The 16925-nt window shown below is 67.8% G+C and carries 17 protein-coding genes; 2 read left to right on the forward strand and 15 right to left on the reverse strand.

All coding sequences use genetic code 11. The annotated features are described in order from the left end of the window. From ACTIF2_RS26445 to ACTIF2_RS26485, 9 genes are all read right to left on the reverse strand, one after another. The coding region (locus ACTIF2_RS26445; protein ID WP_439500126.1) for a serine hydrolase at positions 1-317 on the reverse strand (317 nt) is incomplete at its 3' end. A 94-nt stretch (positions 318-411) separates the two neighbouring features. After that, positions 412-1770, reverse strand: a complete 1359-nt coding sequence (locus ACTIF2_RS26450) for an MmgE/PrpD family protein (RefSeq protein ID WP_439500127.1) — start codon at positions 1768-1770, stop codon at positions 412-414. Between the two features lie 3 nt (positions 1771-1773). Continuing rightward, positions 1774-2625: a nitrilase-related carbon-nitrogen hydrolase gene (locus tag ACTIF2_RS26455; RefSeq protein ID WP_439500128.1), complete on the reverse strand. Its 852-nt coding sequence runs from the start codon at positions 2623-2625 to the stop codon at positions 1774-1776. 54 nt (positions 2626-2679) lie between these two features. Next, the gene (locus ACTIF2_RS26460; protein WP_439500129.1) at positions 2680-3570 is read right to left on the reverse strand and encodes a glycine betaine ABC transporter substrate-binding protein; all 891 of its coding nucleotides are present in this window, start codon (positions 3568-3570) and stop codon (positions 2680-2682) included. A 35-nt stretch (positions 3571-3605) separates the two neighbouring features. Further along, positions 3606-4334 carry an ABC transporter permease gene (locus ACTIF2_RS26465; RefSeq protein WP_439500130.1) on the reverse strand — a complete coding sequence of 243 codons (729 nt, stop codon included), beginning with the start codon at positions 4332-4334 and terminating at the stop codon, positions 3606-3608. A gap of 1 nt (position 4335) precedes the next feature. Continuing rightward, on the reverse strand, positions 4336-5442 hold the full coding sequence (locus ACTIF2_RS26470) for an ABC transporter ATP-binding protein (protein ID WP_439500131.1): 1107 nt from the start codon (positions 5440-5442) through the stop codon (positions 4336-4338). Beyond that, on the reverse strand, positions 5439-6092 hold the full coding sequence (locus ACTIF2_RS26475; protein ID WP_439500132.1) for an ABC transporter permease: 654 nt from the start codon (positions 6090-6092) through the stop codon (positions 5439-5441). Before ACTIF2_RS26475 ends, ACTIF2_RS26470 begins: the two co-directional genes overlap by 4 nt. A 140-nt stretch (positions 6093-6232) precedes the next feature. Then, on the reverse strand, positions 6233-6997 hold the full coding sequence (locus ACTIF2_RS26480) for a MauE/DoxX family redox-associated membrane protein (protein ID WP_439500133.1): 765 nt from the start codon (positions 6995-6997) through the stop codon (positions 6233-6235). Between the two features lie 70 nt (positions 6998-7067). Further along, positions 7068-8090 (reverse strand): GlxA family transcriptional regulator, encoded by a 1023-nt coding sequence (locus ACTIF2_RS26485; protein WP_439500134.1) that lies wholly within the window; start codon positions 8088-8090, stop codon positions 7068-7070. Positions 8091-8280: 190 nt separating this feature from the next. Between ACTIF2_RS26485 and ACTIF2_RS26490 the strand changes: the two genes are divergently transcribed. Together ACTIF2_RS26490 and ACTIF2_RS26495 are read left to right on the forward strand one after the other, a co-directional pair. Continuing rightward, a complete protein-coding gene (locus ACTIF2_RS26490) occupies positions 8281-9519 on the forward strand; it encodes an aromatic ring-hydroxylating oxygenase subunit alpha (RefSeq protein WP_439500135.1) in 1239 nt (412 codons plus the stop codon). Continuing rightward, positions 9516-10571, forward strand: a complete 1056-nt coding sequence (locus ACTIF2_RS26495; RefSeq protein ID WP_439500136.1) for an FAD-binding oxidoreductase — start codon at positions 9516-9518, stop codon at positions 10569-10571. Before ACTIF2_RS26490 ends, ACTIF2_RS26495 begins: the two co-directional genes overlap by 4 nt. Before the next feature lie 101 nt (positions 10572-10672). On the opposite strand, the gene ACTIF2_RS26500 is transcribed toward ACTIF2_RS26495, so the two are convergent. From ACTIF2_RS26500 to ACTIF2_RS26525, 6 genes are all read right to left on the reverse strand, one after another. Then, positions 10673-11839: an NAD(P)/FAD-dependent oxidoreductase gene (locus ACTIF2_RS26500; RefSeq protein WP_439500137.1), complete on the reverse strand. Its 1167-nt coding sequence runs from the start codon at positions 11837-11839 to the stop codon at positions 10673-10675. Between the two features lie 11 nt (positions 11840-11850). Continuing rightward, on the reverse strand, positions 11851-13482 hold the full coding sequence (locus tag ACTIF2_RS26505; protein WP_439500138.1) for an FAD-dependent oxidoreductase: 1632 nt from the start codon (positions 13480-13482) through the stop codon (positions 11851-11853). A gap of 108 nt (positions 13483-13590) precedes the next feature. Then, complete coding sequence (locus ACTIF2_RS26510) at positions 13591-14343, reverse strand: amino acid ABC transporter ATP-binding protein (protein WP_439500139.1); 753 nt, start codon at positions 14341-14343, stop codon at positions 13591-13593. Between the two features lie 4 nt (positions 14344-14347). Then, complete coding sequence (locus ACTIF2_RS26515) at positions 14348-15202, reverse strand: amino acid ABC transporter permease (protein WP_439500140.1); 855 nt, start codon at positions 15200-15202, stop codon at positions 14348-14350. Then, positions 15199-15939, reverse strand: a complete 741-nt coding sequence (locus ACTIF2_RS26520) for an amino acid ABC transporter permease (RefSeq protein ID WP_439500141.1) — start codon at positions 15937-15939, stop codon at positions 15199-15201. The genes ACTIF2_RS26515 and ACTIF2_RS26520 overlap by 4 nt, the downstream gene beginning before the upstream one ends. A gap of 125 nt (positions 15940-16064) precedes the next feature. Then, positions 16065-16886, reverse strand: a complete 822-nt coding sequence (locus ACTIF2_RS26525) for a transporter substrate-binding domain-containing protein (RefSeq protein ID WP_439500142.1) — start codon at positions 16884-16886, stop codon at positions 16065-16067. Positions 16887-16925: the final 39 nt, after the last annotated feature.

The following is a 16925-nucleotide window of genomic DNA, read 5'->3' on the forward strand; positions in this document are numbered from 1 at the left end:
ATGTCGAGCGCGCGGCCGAAGGGCACGGCGGCGATGGCGGGCGGCAGCCCTTCGAGCAGCTCACCGAGCGGCCGGTCGAGCGGCACGCCTTCGCGCAGCAGCGTCGCCGCCATCACATGCTTGCTGATCGAGGCAAGGCGGTTCGGCGTATCGGGCGTGAAGGGCGTGCCATGCTCCAGGCTGGCGAAACCGCCGCCAAAACCCTCATGCCGCCCCGCGGCATCGAACAGCACGATTGCGCCGCCCGGCCCCGCCTCGCCCGCCCAAGCCGCCGCGATGGCCTGCGCCTCCGTCCTCGCCTTGATCCAGTCCGTCATCTCATCCTCCGTGAACCCGGCATGTTAGAGAGGCCGGCGCGGAGGAACAGGCCCGTCCGCCGCATGGCGGGAAGGCGCGCCATGCGTCAGCCGGCTAAGCTGCTTGCTGGAGCCTCGCGAGCGGGATGAAAAGCGGCGCGAGCAAGCCATCCAGGCTGAGGGTCTCGGCCCCGAGGCCCATGGTCCCATCGGCAAGGGAGCGAGCGAGCGCTGGATCCATGTCGCGGCTCAGCTCCAGGAATTTGCGCATGACGGCTTCATCGGGGAGCGGGTCGTCCGGATCGCCGCGCGCCGCGGTGGGCTTCGATGACAGGATCCGGCCGTCGCGCATGGTGATCCGAAGCGTCGCAAGCCGCTTGGCCGGAAACTGGCGCGAGAGGTCGGCGTCCTCATGCAGGACGATTCGCTCGCGCATCGCTGCGATGGCCGGGTCGGCGAGCCCTTCGGCCCCGATCTCGGCGCCGCCCAGCCTGCGGCGGACGAGGAAAGCGGCCAGCGGGAAGCCGAGCGCATATTGCGCGGCTTCGGTGGTCAGCGGCGGCGCCGCGCCCAGCCGCACGGCCTCGGCGAAGCTCCCGACCTCGACCCGGACGATCTCGTCGGCGGCGATCTCGTGCTCGGCCAGCAGCATCGCGGCCGCCTCGACCGCCGGCTGGGCCCAGCGGCAGACAGGCCAGGGCTTGAAATACTGCTCCAGGATGTACCAGCGGCTCCCGAGATCGGCCCAGAGGCCGGCCTGCTCCGGCGCCTCCAGCGTGATCGCAGGCGCGCCGGTAAAGCCGTCCTGCGCCAGATAGGCGGCCGAGACGCCAGCGAAGGCGCCCCAGCCCGAACCGTCCTTGAGCATGGTCGGATGGTCGATGCAGCGCATCATCTGGCTGCGCGGACCATGATATTCGGCGATGCCGAGGGCGTGGCGGGTCCGGCCGTGGTCGAGACCGAGGAGCCGCGCCGCGACGGCGGCGCAGGCCAGCGCGTTCCAGGCGCCGGAGGTATGGTAGTCGCTGACGCTGCCATGCAACGCGATGCCGGCCCGCGTCGCGATCTCGTAGCCGAGGACGAGCGCGGTCAGCACTTCGCCGCCGTCGAGCCGCCCGTCGGCGATGAGGCCTTCGGCATCGGCGACGGCGAGCAGCGCCGGCAGGATCGCGACGCCGGCATGGCCCTTGGTCAGGGCATGACCGTCATGGGCGTCGAAGGAATCGATCGTCGAGGCGCCGGCGAAGGCGGCACCCGCGGCGCTGGCCCGGCGTCCGTCGAAGAGCAGCCTGGCGCCACCCGCGCTCGCGCCCATCTGGCGAAGCGCGAAACCATGCACGATGCGCGAAAGCTCGGTGCCGCGACCGCTGGCGGCGACGCCGACGAGGTCGAGCAGGCAGCGCCGCGCCTGGTGCAGCACGGGCTGCGGCAGATCGCCCGGGCGCAGCCCGTGGATGAAGGCGAGCGGCGACATGGTTCAACCCTCTTCGGTCTGGGAGAGCACGGCATCGAGAAGGCGCCGGACGCGCCTGGGATCGCTGTCGCGGATGGTCGGCAGTCGGGCGCGGGCGGCCTCTCCGTCCGAAAGGGCGATCTCGGCGACGACGAGATCCGGCTCCGCCCCGGCCTGGCTGAGAACCGCGCCCGAGGCGTCGAGAATGCGCGAGCCGCCCCAGAAATCGAGCCCGCCACGACGGCCACAATGATTGGCGAAGATGGTCGGCAGGCCGTAGGTCAGCGCGGTATGGGCGAGATTGACCTCCCAGCCACGCGCATTGTCGAAGCCGCCGCCGACCGCCTCGCGGGCCGATGCCGTCGGCAGGATCAGGAGACTTGCGCCGGCGAGTGCGGCGAGCCAGGGCCAGGCCGGGTTCCAGCTATCGGCGCAAATCAGGGTCGCTGCCCGCCAGCCGCCGGCGAGCGGCGCCAGCGCGAGCGCGTCGCCCCGGGCATAGACCTTGTCCTCGCGCATTTGCCCATAGCCCGGCAGGTTGAGCTTGCGATGCACCGAGGCGACCACACCCGCGGCGAGGAGAGCCTGCGCATTGAAATGCGCGCCATCGGAGCCACGCTCGATGAACCCCACGGAAACCGCCATCGGCGCGGCGGCCCCGGCCAGCAGCGCGAGCTCGGCGGCGTCGCGTGCCAGTCCGAGCGCCTCGCAATCGGGATCGGAGAGGTAATCGGTGAGCGAGAGCTCGGGGAAGACCAGAAGGTCGACGCCGGCCCGGCGCGCCCGCTCGATCATCGCGACATGGCTCGCGAGATTGCCGGAAACATCGCCGGGACGGCATTCGATCTGGGCTGCGCCCAGCCTGAGGCGGGACATCGTCGCTCGCGATCTACGAAGCGGAGGCCTTGCGCCTCCGCTTCGTGACATGGATCAGACCAGGGACTGTGCCTTGAGGAAGCCTGCGGCGACCTCCTCGATACTCTTCTTGTCGACGTCGACCGAAGCATTGAGCCTGGCCATGGTGGCGTCGTCGAGCTTGGCGGACAGCGCGTTCAGCGCCTCGGCGAGCTTCGGGTTCTTGTCGAGCGTCTCCTTGCGGATGACGGGGGTCATCGCATAGGTCGGGAAATAGCCCTTGTCGTCGGTCAGGATGACGAAATCGAAGGCCGGCACGCGCCCGTCGGTGGCGAAGACGAGGCCGACATCGACTTGGGCATCGCGCAGCGCCTGGTAGACCAGCCCGGTATCCATGCGCACGACGTTCTCGCGGCCGAACTCGAAGCCATAGGTGGTCTGCAGCGGGTTGAGCCCGTCCGGCCGGGCATAGAACTCGGCATTGCAGCCGAATTTCAGCGCCTGGCCGCCCTTCACCTTGGCGGCGAGATCAGCGAGCGACTTGATGCCCTTCGCCTCGGCGTCCTTCTTGCGCATGGCCAGCGCATAGGTGTTGTTGGCCTTGGACGGGTTCAGCCAGACCAGCCCCTTGGCGGCGTCGAGCTCCTTCACCTTGGCGTAGGTCGCGGTCGCATCCATCTTGTCGGTCACCTTGTTGAAGGTGATCAGCGAGGTGCCGGTATATTCCCAATAGACGTCGATCTGGCCGGCCTCCTGCGCCTGGCGCAGCGGCGTGGTGCCGAGCCCGGCGCGCTTGTCGACGGTGAAGCCCTTCGCCTTGAGCATCTGCGTCGTCATCTCGGCCATGATCTGCTGCTCGGTGAAATTCTTGCCGCCGACGACCACGTTCTGGGCCTGGGCGGAGAGCGGCGCCACCGACAATGCGAGCGCGGCGCCGGCGAGAGCGAGAAAGCTACGTTTCAGCATGGTTGTTCCCCTTTGCTTGGTTGAAATCACGCTGCTCAGCGCAACGGGTTGACGCCCTTCGGAACCAGCCAGAACTGGATCTGGCCAATCATGAAATCGACGAAGATGGCGAGCAGCGCCGTCGGGATCGCGCCGGCCAGCAGCATGCTCGGCTCCATCAGGTCGATGCCGGTGAAGATCAGCTCGCCGAGACCGCCGCCGCCGATCAGGAAGGCGAGCGGCACCGTGCCGATATTGATGGCAAGCGCGGTGCGGATCCCGGCCAGGATGACGAAGACCGCGTTGGGCAGCTCGACGCGGAACAGGATCTGGCGCGGGGTCATGCCCATGCCGCGCGCCGCTTCGATCAGCGGCTGCGGCACCGAGCGCAGGCCGGCGATGGTGTTGAGCACGATCGGCAGCAGCGTCAGCACGAAGAGCGCGAAGATCGCCGGCGGCGAGCCGATGCCGAGGAAGGACATCGAGATCGCGAGCAAGGCGAGCGTCGGGATGGTGGTGCCGAGATTGACGACCTGCGTCACCGCATCGGCGACGCCCTCGAAGCGCGGCCGGGTCAGCAATACGCCCAATGGAATGCCGACGGCGATCGCGATCGCGCCAGACACCGCCGCCAGCGCGAGATGCTGGCGGATGAGATAGAGCACGTCCTTGCCGTGGCCGAGGATGGCGGGCAGCAGGCCCCGTGCCTGCAAATAGGCCCCGAAAGCGAAGACCGCCGCCAGGAGCAGCAGGCGAAACGCGCTCTGGAGGCCGGTCGCCGCCATCTCAGCGGTCCCTGTAGGTGGCGCCGAGCACCTGGGTGATGCCCTTCTGCGTGATGTAGCCCTTGAAGAAACCGTCATCGTCGACGCAGGCGAGCCAGGTCACGCCATGGGTGAACATCTGCGAGACGGCCGAGCGCAGGTCGTCCTTGACGTTGACAATGCCGGGCAACGGCTCCTGATGCTCGCCGACCAGCCCCTTGAGCTCGCGCGCGGCCTCCGCCCGGATGACGCCGCGGGCCCGGCCGCGCGGACCGACCATGACGATCGAGACATGGCCGTGCTCGTCCATCAGCTTCACGGCAGTCTCGAGCGTGTCCTCGGCGCGCACCCGCGGCGGGTCGCTCATCATCGCATCCGTGACCTTGATCAGGCGCAGCCGCTTCAGCGTCCGGTCGGAGCCGACGAATTCCGAGACGAAGGCGTCGATCGGGTGGGCCAGGATATTGTCCGGCGTGTCGTATTGGATCAGCTTGCCGTCGCGGAAGATCGCGATGCGCGTCGCCATCTTCACGGCCTCGTCGATGTCGTGGCTGACGAAGACGATGGTCTTCTTGAGCTCCGCCTGGAGCTTCATGAACTCGTCCTGGATGACCTCGCGGTTGATCGGGTCGATCGCGCCGAAGGGCTCGTCCATCAGCAGCACCGGTGGGTCAGCGGCGAGCGCGCGGACCACGCCGACACGCTGCTGCTGGCCGCCGGAGAGTTCCTTGGGATAGCGCTTCAGGAAGACGCCCGGGTCGAGATTGACCATCTCGAGCAGCTCGGCGGCGCGCTTGCGTGATTTGGCGCGCGGCCAGCCGAGCAGGTCCGGTACGACGCAGATATTGTCCTCGACCGTCATGTTGGGGAAGAGGCCGATCTGCTGAATGACATAGCCGATCGAGCGGCGCAGCGTGACCGCGTCGACCGAGGCGGTGTCGCGACCGTCGACGAAGATCTTGCCGGAGGTCGGCGGGATCAGCCGGTTGATCATCTTCATCGTGGTGGTCTTGCCGCAGCCCGAAGGCCCGAGCAGCACGCAGACGGCGCCCTCCGGCACTTCCATGTCGATGCGGTCGACCGCGACCATGGTGCCGAAATGCTTGGAGACCTGGTCGAGACGAATCATCTCAGCCTCAATCCGGGAGAGGTCAGGAATCGCTGGGTGGCGATGAGGGCGTAGTCGGCGATGATCGCGAGCAGGCTGACGGCGAAGGCGCCGGTCAGGAGCTGGCGGATATCGGTCTGCGAGATACCGCGCGAGATGAAGGTGCCGAGCCCGCCGGCGCCGATATAGGTGGCGATCGCGCCGATCGCGATGTTGAGGACGACGGCGCTGCGCACGCCGTTGATGATCACCGGCAGTGCCAGCGGCAGCTCGACCCGGCGCAGCCGCTCCAGCGTGGTCATGCCCATGCCCTTGGCGGCCTCGCGCAGCGCGGGATCGACATTCATGATCGCCGTATAGGTGTTCCGGATGATCGGAAGCTGGGCATAGAGGATCAGCGCGATCACCGCCGGCAAATAGCCGATGCCCTGGCCGACCAGCGACAGGATCGGGATCAGGATGCCGAACAGCGCGATCGACGGGATCGTCATGATCACCGCCGCGACATAGAGTACGCGGTCGGCGGCGGTGCGGCTTTGGGTGATCAGGATGCCGAGCGGGACGCCGGTCAGGATGGCGACGCCGACCGAGACGCCGACGAGGGAGACATGCTCGAGCATGCGCTGCCCGATCACCGGAAGATTCGCCATGATGAAGGCGATGGTCTCCACTGCGCTCCCCTCGCGACGGTTATCCGCCTTGTCGAAAGGAAGTGTCGATCAGAACCGTTCCAGGCTCGGGCCGAGGAAGCGACATGGAATGTCGCAGAACCGACGCCGCCGGAACGCGCCTGTGAAGGCCTGACTGCACGCTACGCCATCTTCACCGCCATCCAGAGCGCCATCGCCACCATCATCAGGTTCTCGGTCAGCGAGACGAAGCCGAGCGGCACCTTGCTGCTGCCGCCGACGCAGGCGCATTTGAGCTCGCGCCGGTCGATATAGACGGCCTTGAAGACCGAGGCCGCGCCCACGATACCGATGAAGGCGGCGACCGGGATCGACAGCCACATCATGACGCCCGCGACCATCAGCACCCCGGCAAAGAGCTCGGCATAGGGATAGACATAGGAATAGGGCACGTAGCGGCGCGCCAGCAGGTCGTAGTTCAGGAACATGGACGAGAAGGTCTCGATGTCCTGCAGCTTCAGCAGCGCCAGGATGCACATGCTGAAGGCGATGAACCATTCCGCCGCGCGCAGCGTGAAGACCGAGCCGAGCGTCGCCCAGCTCGCCGCCATCGCCATCAGGGCCGCCACAGTGAAGACCACGATCACCGGCTCGTAGCTGACCGCATCGGGATCCTTGACCGTCTTGCCGAAGAAGCGCCGCAGGTCGTCGTGACCGCCGATGCGCTTTCCATCGATGAAGGTCTGCGGCGTCGTCTTGACGCCGTGCTCGGCCTTGAACGCGTCGGTCTCGGCGCGGGTCTTCAGCCAGTGGTCCTCGACCGCATAGCCCTGACGCTTCAGCAGGTCGACGGATTTGAGCCCATAGGGGCAGACATGCTCGGGCATGACCATGCGATAGATCACCGCCCGCTTCTCCGCCGTCGCCATCGCCGGTCCCTCCTGCATGTCGGTAACCCGAAGCGGCGACCAGCGTTCCCGTCGCTTTGGAATCCGGGCCGAAATGTCGCGCCGTCGATCAGCCCGGCGCCCGTCCGGTCGCGGCCTCGCGGCTGCCGTCGGCGCGCTCTGCCTCGCCTCCCGTGCGGCCGCGCAGCTGCGACGGCCTGACGCCCTGCAATCGCTTGAACCAATGGGCGAAATGCGAGGTTGAGGTGAAGCCGGCCGCGATCGCCACCTCGAGGATGGGCCGGTCCGAATAGAGCAGGAGCTCGCGGGCCCGGTCGATGCGCAGCGAGAGGTAATAGCGCGCCGGGCTCATCTCGAGATAGCGCAGGAACAGGCGCTCGATCTGGCGCGCGCTCATGCCGGTGCGCTCGGCGATCTGAGCGATCGAGAGCGTGTCCTCGACATGGTGCTGCATCAGCCGGATCGCGGCGCGCACCGGCGGCGGCAGGTTGGCGAGGCGCTCCTGGCGGCCGCCGCTCTGGTTGTCGCGCTCGTCGCGGATGCGCTCGTGATGGAACTGGTTGGCGACGCGGCGGGCAAGATCGCCGCCATGGCGCTCGATGATCAAATGCAGCATCAGGTCCATCGCCGCAGTGCCCCCCGAGCAGGTCAGCCGGTCGCGATCGATCTCGTAGATCTTGTCGGTGCAGACGAGATCGGGGAACTCCTCCTGGAAGGCCGGGCGGTTCTCCCAGTGGATGGTGCAGCGATAGCCGTCGAGCAACCCGGCGCGCGCCAGCAGATAGGTGCCGGTCGACAGCGAGCCGACCGCGACGCCGGCACGCGCGGCCTTGCGCAGGACCGAGAGATAGCGGCGCTCGTCGACCGACTGGATGCGCAGGCCGCCGCAGACGAACAGGTAGTCCGTGCCGGCGAGCGCCGTCTCGACCGTCTCGGTCGGCAGCGGGATGCCGTTCGAGGCGGCCAGCACCTCCCCGTCCAGGCTCGCCAGGCGCCAGCGCCAGGCCTCGCGGTCGATCAGCCGGTTGAGCGAGCGCAGCGGCTCGATCGCCGACGCGACGCTCATCATCGAAAAACCTTCGACGAGCAGAAGGGTGACGATGCGCGTGCCCGCCGGTCGCTCTGTGGTCACTGCCGTCCCCATCCCTGGCCACGCCGTGATGATGCTGCGGACGCTCTGCGCAGAAAAGCGGCTTTCCGACATTGTTACAATGAAAACGACGACGGCCTGTCGCAAAGCTCATGGGCCAGGTCGGAATGTTCCGGCCGCGCGGAGGTGCGCCGTCGCATCATCGTGGACCCATCGCTTTCGAGGTCCGCCCATGATCGACCGCGACCATATCCGCCGCCTGCTCACTGAGCGCCGCGAAGGCTTCAGCCTGCCGCAGGCCTTCTATGTCGACGAGGCGATGCACGAGGCCGACATCAAGGCCGTGTTCGAGACCGAATGGCTCTTCGCCTGCAGCGCCTGCGAGATCCCGAAGCCGGGCGACTATGTCACGCTGGAGATCGGCACGAACCCGGTCGTGATCCTGCGCGACCGCGACGGCGGCATCCGCGCCTTCCACAATTCCTGCCGGCATCGCGGCTCACGCATCTGCGCCAAGGCGAAGGGCCGGGCGACGCGGCTGGTCTGCCCCTATCACCAGTGGGTCTACGAGCTCGACGGCAGCCTGCTCAACGCGCGCCAGATGCCGGCCGATTTCGACCGCGGCGGCTATGGGCTGAAACCGGCCCATGTCGAGGTGATCTGCGGCATTGTCTATCTCTGCCTCGCCGAGACCCCGCCGGACATCACCCGCTTCCGGCAGGCAGTGACGCCCTATATCGCGCCGCATATGCCCGACCGCACCAAGGTCGCCTTCGAGAAGACGATCATCGAGGAGGCGAACTGGAAGCTCGTCATCGAGAACAACCGCGAATGCTATCACTGCGCGGCGAACCATCCGGAGCTGCTGGTCTCGCTGGTCGAGTTCGCGCTGCCGGACGATCCGCTCGGCCCGGCGCAGTTCCAGGAGCTGATCGCGCGGAAGACGGCAAAATGGGACGACCTCGGCCTGCCGCACCAGCCGGCCGATGGCGGCAACGAATTCCGCTGCATCCGCCTGCCCTTCCATGAGGGCGCGCTGTCCTTCACGATGGATGGCGGCTCGGCCTGCAACAAGCTGCTCGGCGATTTCACCGATCCCGATCTCGGCTCGGTGCGGATGTTCCGGGCGCCGAACAACTGGAACCATTTCCTCGCCGACCACATCATCCATTTCCGCGTGCTGCCGCTCTCGGCGGGCCGGACGGCGCTGCGCACGACCTGGCTGGTGCATGAGGATGCGGTCGAGGGCGTCGATTACGACATCAAGCGCCTGACCGAGGTCTGGACCGCGACGGACGCGCAGGACGCCGAGCTCGCCGCCGTCAACCATATCGGCATCCGCTCGATGGCCTACCGGCCCGGCCCCTATTCGCCGTCGGAGTTCATGCTGACGCATTTCACCAACTGGTATGCCGGCAAGATGCAGAATTTCGTCGGAACGCCCTCGCCGATGAGGATCGCTGCGGAATGAGCGAGACCGAAACGCTGGAGCCGCCAGAGACCAAGGACCGAGCGGCGATGCTGATGTTCGCCCTGGTCGAGATCCGGCCCGAGACGCACGACATCAAGACCTTCGTGTTCCGGCCCGAAACCGGCGCGCTCGCCTATCAGGCCGGCCAGTCGATGACCCTGAAACTGTCGCTCGACGGCGAGACCGTGCATCGCACCTTCTCGCTCGCCTCGGCGCCCGGCCGCGACGAGACCGTGGCGATGACCATCAAGGCGCATGCCCGTGGCCGTGCGACGCGCTTCATGCATGAGCGGCTGGCGGTCGGGGACCGGATCGAGGCGCGCGCGCCGCGTGGGCGCTTCGTCATCGCCGGGCGCAACGGCGACCATCTGGCGCTGGTCTCGGCCGGCTCGGGCGCGAGCCCGCTGATGGCGATGCTGCGCCACCTCGCCGCCACGGCGCCTGAAGCGGATATCGCCTGGCTGCATGCGGCGCGAACGCCCGCCGACCTGCTGTTCGGGGCAGAGCTGGCTGAGCTGCAGCGACGCATGCCAAATCTGAAAGTCGCGATGCTGGCGAGCCAGCCTGAGCCGGGCTGGTTCGGCTTCTCGGGCAGGCTCAATCGCCGGCTGCTCTCCGTGGCGGTCCCGGATTTCGGACGACGCGAGGTGTTCTGCTGCGGGCCGGCCGGCTTCATGGACGAGGCCCGGCTGATCCATGCCGCCGAGGGCGGCCGGCGCCAGCCGTTCCATGTCGAGCATTTCGGTGCGGTTGCGCCGGCTGCTCCCCTGCCGGTGCCGGACGATGCGCCCGAAGCCGGGTTCAGCATCCGCTTCGACGGCAAGAGCTTCTCCGCCCGGGCCGACGAGACCTTGCTGCAGGCCGCGACGCGCCAGACCGTGGTGATCCCCTGCGGCTGCGCCTCGGGGATGTGCGGCACCTGTCGCGTCAGCCTGGTCGAAGGCGAGGTCGCGATGCGACACGAGGGCGGGCTATCGGCCGAGGAGGAGGCGCAGGGCTTTATCCTCGCCTGCTCCTCGCGACCGCGCTCGGATGTGACGATCGCTTCGTAAGGCAGCTCTGACTCGTCATTGCGAGGAGCGCAGCGACGAAGCAATCCAGGGGCAGAGTGCGCGGGCCTGGATTGCTTCGCTGCGCTCGCAATGACGTTACATCACGCCGCCAGCGCCTCCTGCGCCGCGAGCGCCTGCCAGCCCTGCAGCTCGCGCCAGTTCGGCTCGAGCTCGGCGAAGCGGGCGAGCTTGAAGGAGGAGATGTCGGCAAAGGAGCAGGCCCCGTCGACGACGAGGTCGCGAATGGCGTGGCCGCTCGCCGGCGAGAGGCCGAAACCGACGCTGGAGAGGGTCGCGACCACGACATTGTCCGGCGAGGTAAGCCGGTCGATCACCGGCCTGCCGTCCGGCGTGTTCTCGATCACCCCGGCCCAGGAGCGGATGATGCGGGCATGGCTCGCCCTGGGCAGCAACTCGGCCAGCCTGCGCCCGATATGGCCCATCAGCGGCGTCGCGGGCTTGGCCGGCGCGGAATTGTCGAGGACATCGAGCCATTCATGCGGCCCGCCGCCATAGGCGAGGTTGCCGCGCAGGGTCTGGCGGCCATAGAGGCCGTTGCCGTCGACACCGCCATAAGGCATCAGCGGCAGCGGCTCGGTGACGATCATCTCGGCGCGGGCCGAGGCCATCGGCACCTCATGGCCGAGCATCGCCGAGAGACGGCCGGTCTGCGGGCCAGCGGCGATGACGAGCTGGTCGCAGGCGATGACGCCGCGATCGGTCTCGACGCCCGTCACCTTGCCGCCCGCCATGCGGAAGCCGGTGACGGCGCAATGCTGCATGACACGGCCGCCATGGTCCTGCAGCGCCCAGGCATAGCCCTGCAAGGTGCGGTGCGGATTGGCGTGGCCGCCGAAATGATAGAAAAAGCCGCCGATCATGGTGTCGCCGGCGAGCGGGACCAGTTCGCGGATCTGCTTCGGATCGAGGATCTCCGACCTGAAGCCCTGGCGCTCGGCATTGCGCAGGGCCCGCGCATAAAGGCCCATCTGGTGCTCGCTAGAGGCGAGGCGGATGCGGCTCGGCGCGAACTCGGTCGGGTAGCCGAGCAGCGCGTCCATTTGCGGCCAGAGCCGCTGCTCCTCCATGAAGAGGGGCGAATGATGATGCGAGCAGCCGCCACCGTTGCGGCCCGACGCCTCCCAACCGATCATCCCCTTCTCGATGACGAGGACATCGACGCCGTCGCGCGCCAGCCACCAGCCGGCGCTGAGGCCGGTGACGCCGCCGCCGACGATGACGACCGAAGCTCCCCTGACCTGTTCCATCGCCGCCTCGCTCACTCGCTCGCCACGGGGCCGGTCGCGTCGTTGGACGCCACGGTATAGAGCTCCGGCACGTCCCAGAACGGGCGCCATTGCGCATGCATGCCGAACCAGGTGTCCCAGTGCTCGGCCTGCTCGGGAGCTTCCGGAAGCTGGCCGGCGACCGACAGAGGCAGCGGCCGGACCGGAGCGCGGTAGCTCGCCAGCGGGATCGCCGAAAGCGGGACGGCGCCGCCGAGCGCGAGCAGCGCGGCGACCTGCTCGCGGCAGCGCCTGCCCTGGCACGGGCCCATGCCGGCGCGCGTCAGGCGCTTGATCTGGTCCGGATTGGGCGGCTCCTCGCCGAGCAGGGCCGAGAGCGAGCGATCATTGCGGCGCTCGTTCTGCCAGTCGAGATAGCGCGGCGGCCGGACCTCGAGGATCTCGCGCGCCGTGACCTCCTCGCATTGACAGACATGCATCTCGCCGCGCGCCTCGACGACACTGGCGCGTACCCAGGCGAGACGATAGGCGCCAAGGTCATGATCCGGGGTATCGGGAACGACCGCGGCGGGAATAGCGCCGGCATCGGCTAGGCCGAGCGCAGCGACGATGGCAGCGACGGCGCGCTTGGCCTCGCGCTCAGACAGCGAGCGATCCCGGGTCTTCGCCGGCCAGAGGCCGGCGCAGTCGCCGATCGCGTGAATGCCGGTTCGGGAGGTGCGCTGGTCTGCGTCGAGCACCGGCGCATAGCCGCCACGCTCGGGCTGGAAGGCGATCCGGCAGCCGAGCGCATCGAGAAGATCGATCACCGGGGTCGCGCCAACGGCGAGCATGATACCGTCGCAGGCGATGCGGCGCTCCTCGCCGGTGGTGCGGCCCTCGGCATCGACCGCGCTGACCAGAGCGGCCTCGACGCCGTCGCGCCCCGCAGCCTCGCGCACGACATGACGGGTCAGGATCTCGATCCCGCCGGCGCGCAAGGCCGCGACGAGCTCGGCCGGTCCGACCGGCTCGGCCGCCTGCTCGACGATCGCGGCAAGCTCGACGCCAGCCTCGCGCAGCGCGAGCGCCGCCGCCAGGGCCTCGGCCGAGGTGCCGAGCAGCACGATCCGGCGCGGCGCGAGCGTGCCATAGCGCGTGGCGAGCGAGACGGCCGCCGTCGCGCCCATCACGCCGGGCTTCTCCCAGCCCGGGAAGGCGAGCCCCATGTCGCGCCGACCCGCCGCGACGACGACATGCTCGGCGCCGACCAGCCAGGAGCGCTCGTCATCGACCAGGCCGGCGACGGTGCCGGGCAGCCAGGCGACGCCGGGCCCATTGCCGTAGAGCCCCCAGCAGGCGGTGCCGAGGCGCAGGTCGACGCCGGCCTCGAACGCGGCCTCGATCAGGGGCTCGGAGGCAACGAGCGCCTCCATCATGGCGTTGCGGTTGCGCGCCTCGCCGGCCATGCCCTGCCCGTAATGCAGCGGCACGTCGTCGCCCATCGTCCTGAAAGGGACCGGGTTCTCGTCGACCAGAACCACCGAGAGCCCGCGTTCCGCAGCTTCGATCGCGGCCGTCAGGCCGGCATGCCCTGCCCCGATCACCAGAAGCTGAGCCCGCTCCGCGACCTGAAGGTCCTTGCCGGCGACAGATTTCGGGTCATGCGGATGAGCGGAGGACATGGCGCGTCTCGTGAAGTCGATGGCGGCTATTGTTCCGCGCCGCAGGCCGGGCCAGCCAGCGATTTGCGACAGGCGGCTGCCGGAATGCGACACCCATCGGGCGCCGCCTCAAAGCACCTTGTCGAGAAAGGCCCTCGTCCGCTCCTCGCGCGGGCTGCCGAAGAGATCGGCCGGCGCGCCGTGCTCGACGATCAGCCCGCCATCGGTGAAATAGACATGGTCGGCGACCTCGCGGGCAAAGCCCATCTCATGGGTGACGAGGATGCAGGTCATGCCCTCGGCGGCGAGATCCTGGATGGTGACGAGCACCTCCTTCTTGGTCTCGGGATCGAGCGCCGCCGTGACCTCGTCGAACAGCATCACCTTCGGGTTCATGGCGAGCGAGCGGGCGATGGCGACGCGCTGCTGCTGGCCGCCGGAAAGCTCGCCCGGATAGGTCGCGAGCTTGTCCGAGAGCCCGACCTTGGCGAGCAGCCTGCGGGCGCGCTCCTCGACCGCCGCCTTGTCCTGCTTCAGCACGTGCAGCGGCGCCATCATGACGTTCTGCAGCGCGCTCTTGTGCGGGAACAGGTTGTATTGCTGGAAGACGATGCCGACGTCGCGGCGCAGCGCCAGCTTGTCGAGCGCAGCGTCATTGACCTCGCGGCCGGCGACCTTGATCGAGCCCTTGCTGATCGGAACCAGCGCGTTGATGCAGCGCAGCAGCGTCGACTTGCCGGAGCCGGACGGCCCGATGATGCAGACGGTCTCGCCGCGGCGCACGGTCAGGCCGACATCCTTGAGGACCTTGAGCGCGCCGAAGGATTTCTCCACGCCCGCGACGACCACGACGGGCTCGCCCAGTTGATGCCGGCTCGCCATCGCGTCAGCCCTTCACGTTGAAGCGGCGCTCGAGCGCCAGGGTCGCCCGCGCGATCGGGTAGCAATAGGCGAAGAACATCAGCAGCAGCAGCAGATACATCGGGATCATCAGCTCGGGCCGGCTCTCCGCGACCAGCGCCGCGCGGGTGATGGTCAGCCCGTCCTGGATGCCGACGACCGAGATCAGCGTCGTCGCCATGGTCAGGATGGCGTAGAGGTTCATCCAGGGCGGGATCATCCGCTTGAAGGCCTGCGGCAGGATGATCATCCACATCGTCTGCCTGCGCGTGAAGGCGAGCGCCTCGGCCGATTCCCATTGGCCGGAGGGGATCGACCTGATGCCGCCGCGCACGATCTCGGAGACATTGGCGGCGACCGGCAGCGCCAGCCCGATGATCGCCTTGACCCAGGCGGGGAAGGCGATGGTGAGGCCAAACAGCCTGAACTCGAAGGGCAGCAGGAACATCGCGTAGAACAGCAGCACCAGCCAGGGCGCGTTGCGGAAGAACTGGGTCAGGCCCCAGGCGCTCTTGCGCAGCGGCGCGACGAGCGAGACCTGCGCGATGCCGACCAGCAGGCCGACGAGGGTGCCGAGCGCCATAGAGAGGAAGCTGATCAGGATGTTGAACAGGAAGCCCTCGAAGATCAGCGGCGCCCAGCGCAGCAGCACGGTCATCGCGCTTTCGGTCGCAGGACGCGCCGCGACCTGGGCCAGCGTCAGCGAGGCGCAAAAGAGGATGGCGAAGGAGGCAAGCGTGCCGCCGCCGAGCAGCGTCGGAGCGGCAAAGCCCGAAGGAGCGATCGGCGTCGGCGCCCGGAAGGGCATGAGCACCGGCAGGTCGGTTACGCCCGCCCTCATGTCGAATAGCCGGGGATGCGCATCGCCCGCTCCCAGCGCCCCATGATCCAGACCAGCACGGCGACGAGCGCGACATAGGTGACGAGCAGGACGTTCATCATCTCGCGGACATTGAACATTTCCGACCAGATCTGCGAGGCGGCATAGAGCAGCTCCGGCACGCCGATGGCATAGGCCAGGGTCGTGGTCTTCACCAGGTTGATCAGGTTGTTGTTGAGCGCCGGCAGGCAGATGCGGAAGGCGAGCGGCAGGACGACATGGAGATAGAGCTGCAGGCGGGTATAGCCGAGCGACTCCGCCGCCTCGATCGTGGTCGAGGGCACCGCCTCGATGCCTGCCCGAAAAATCTCGACATTGAAGGCGCCGGCGAAGAGCGAGAAGGCGATGATCGCCCAGCCGGTGCCGGAGACCAGCGGAGACTGGCCGCCGAAACCGTCGCCGACCGTCGGTAGCAGGCTCGCCACGGCGAAATAGAAGAAGGAGAGTTGCACCAGCGGCGGCGTGTTGCGGAAGAATTGGACATAGGCGCGCACGACGAGCCGCCCGATCCGCGAATTGCCGCCGGCGAGCCAGACGCCGAGAAGGCCCAGCGCCAGCGAGGCGACGATCGAGACGACGCAGATATAGATCGTCGTCCATAGCCCGGTGAGGAAGCGCGAGCGGTCGAACGCGTCGTAGAAGACCGAGAAGTTCAGCCCGTGCGCGTCATTGAGCCACTGGAAGAAGGAGGCGATCATGGGAGAACCTTGGCAAGCTGCGCGCCGTCATGGTCGGGCTTGACCCGACCATCTCGGAAACCAGCTCTCTGGTCACGAGATTCCCGGGTCTGCGCTTCGCTTCGCCCGGGAATGACGGCTGAAGCTTACGACGCCGCCTTCAGCTTCTTGTTGGTCTCGATCAGATAGGGGCTCTGCTTGATGCCCCATTTGGTCTCGAGCTCGAGCAGCTTGCCGCTTTTGTGCCAGTCGACCGACATCTCCTTGAGGAGCTTGCCGAAGGGCGCGTCCATGTCCTCGAGCCGGATGCCGATGGCCCAGAGCTGCGGGTCCTCGGAGACCAGCGGCATCTCGTAATTCGCCCATTTCGCGTCGCCGCCGGCGAGCGTCGAGACGATCAGCGTGTCGTCGAACAGGAAGGCGACGCAGTTATTTCCCTGCAGTGCGTTGAGCGCATCCGGCACCGAGGGGAAGACGACGAGCTCGGGCGCATACATCTGCGTGACGCGGCGGTTGTAATAGGCGCCCTGGACGCCGCAGACCTTGCGGCCCTTCAGGTCCTCCCATTTCTTCAGGTTGGCGCTCTTGGGCGCCAGCACATTGGTGGCGCCGGCATAGTAGTTGGGCTCGACCATGCCGACGACCTTGCGGCGGTCAGCGGTGTCGCCCATCGTCGCCAGCACCATGTCGATGCGGCCCTGCTTGAGGAACTCCATGCGGTTGGCCGCGATCACCGGGAGCATCTCGAGCTTGACGCCGAGCTTGTCGGCGACGGACTGGGCGAGGTCGATCTCGAGCCCGACGATCTTGCCCGACGGCTCGAGGAAGCCCCAGGGCTTGTAGTCGTTCTTGACGCCGACGGTGAGGACGCCCTTCTCCTTGATCTTGGCGAGCGAGTCCTGGGCGAGCGCCGGCAAGGCGGCGAGCATGGCGGCGCAGGCGAGCGCGAGCGTGATGGTACGTTTCATGGCATCCGGTCCCCGTTATTCGTTGGACCTAGAGTTCCG

This window comes from Allobosea sp. (assembly GCF_051860145.1).
Lineage (GTDB): Bacteria > Pseudomonadota > Alphaproteobacteria > Rhizobiales > Beijerinckiaceae > Allobosea.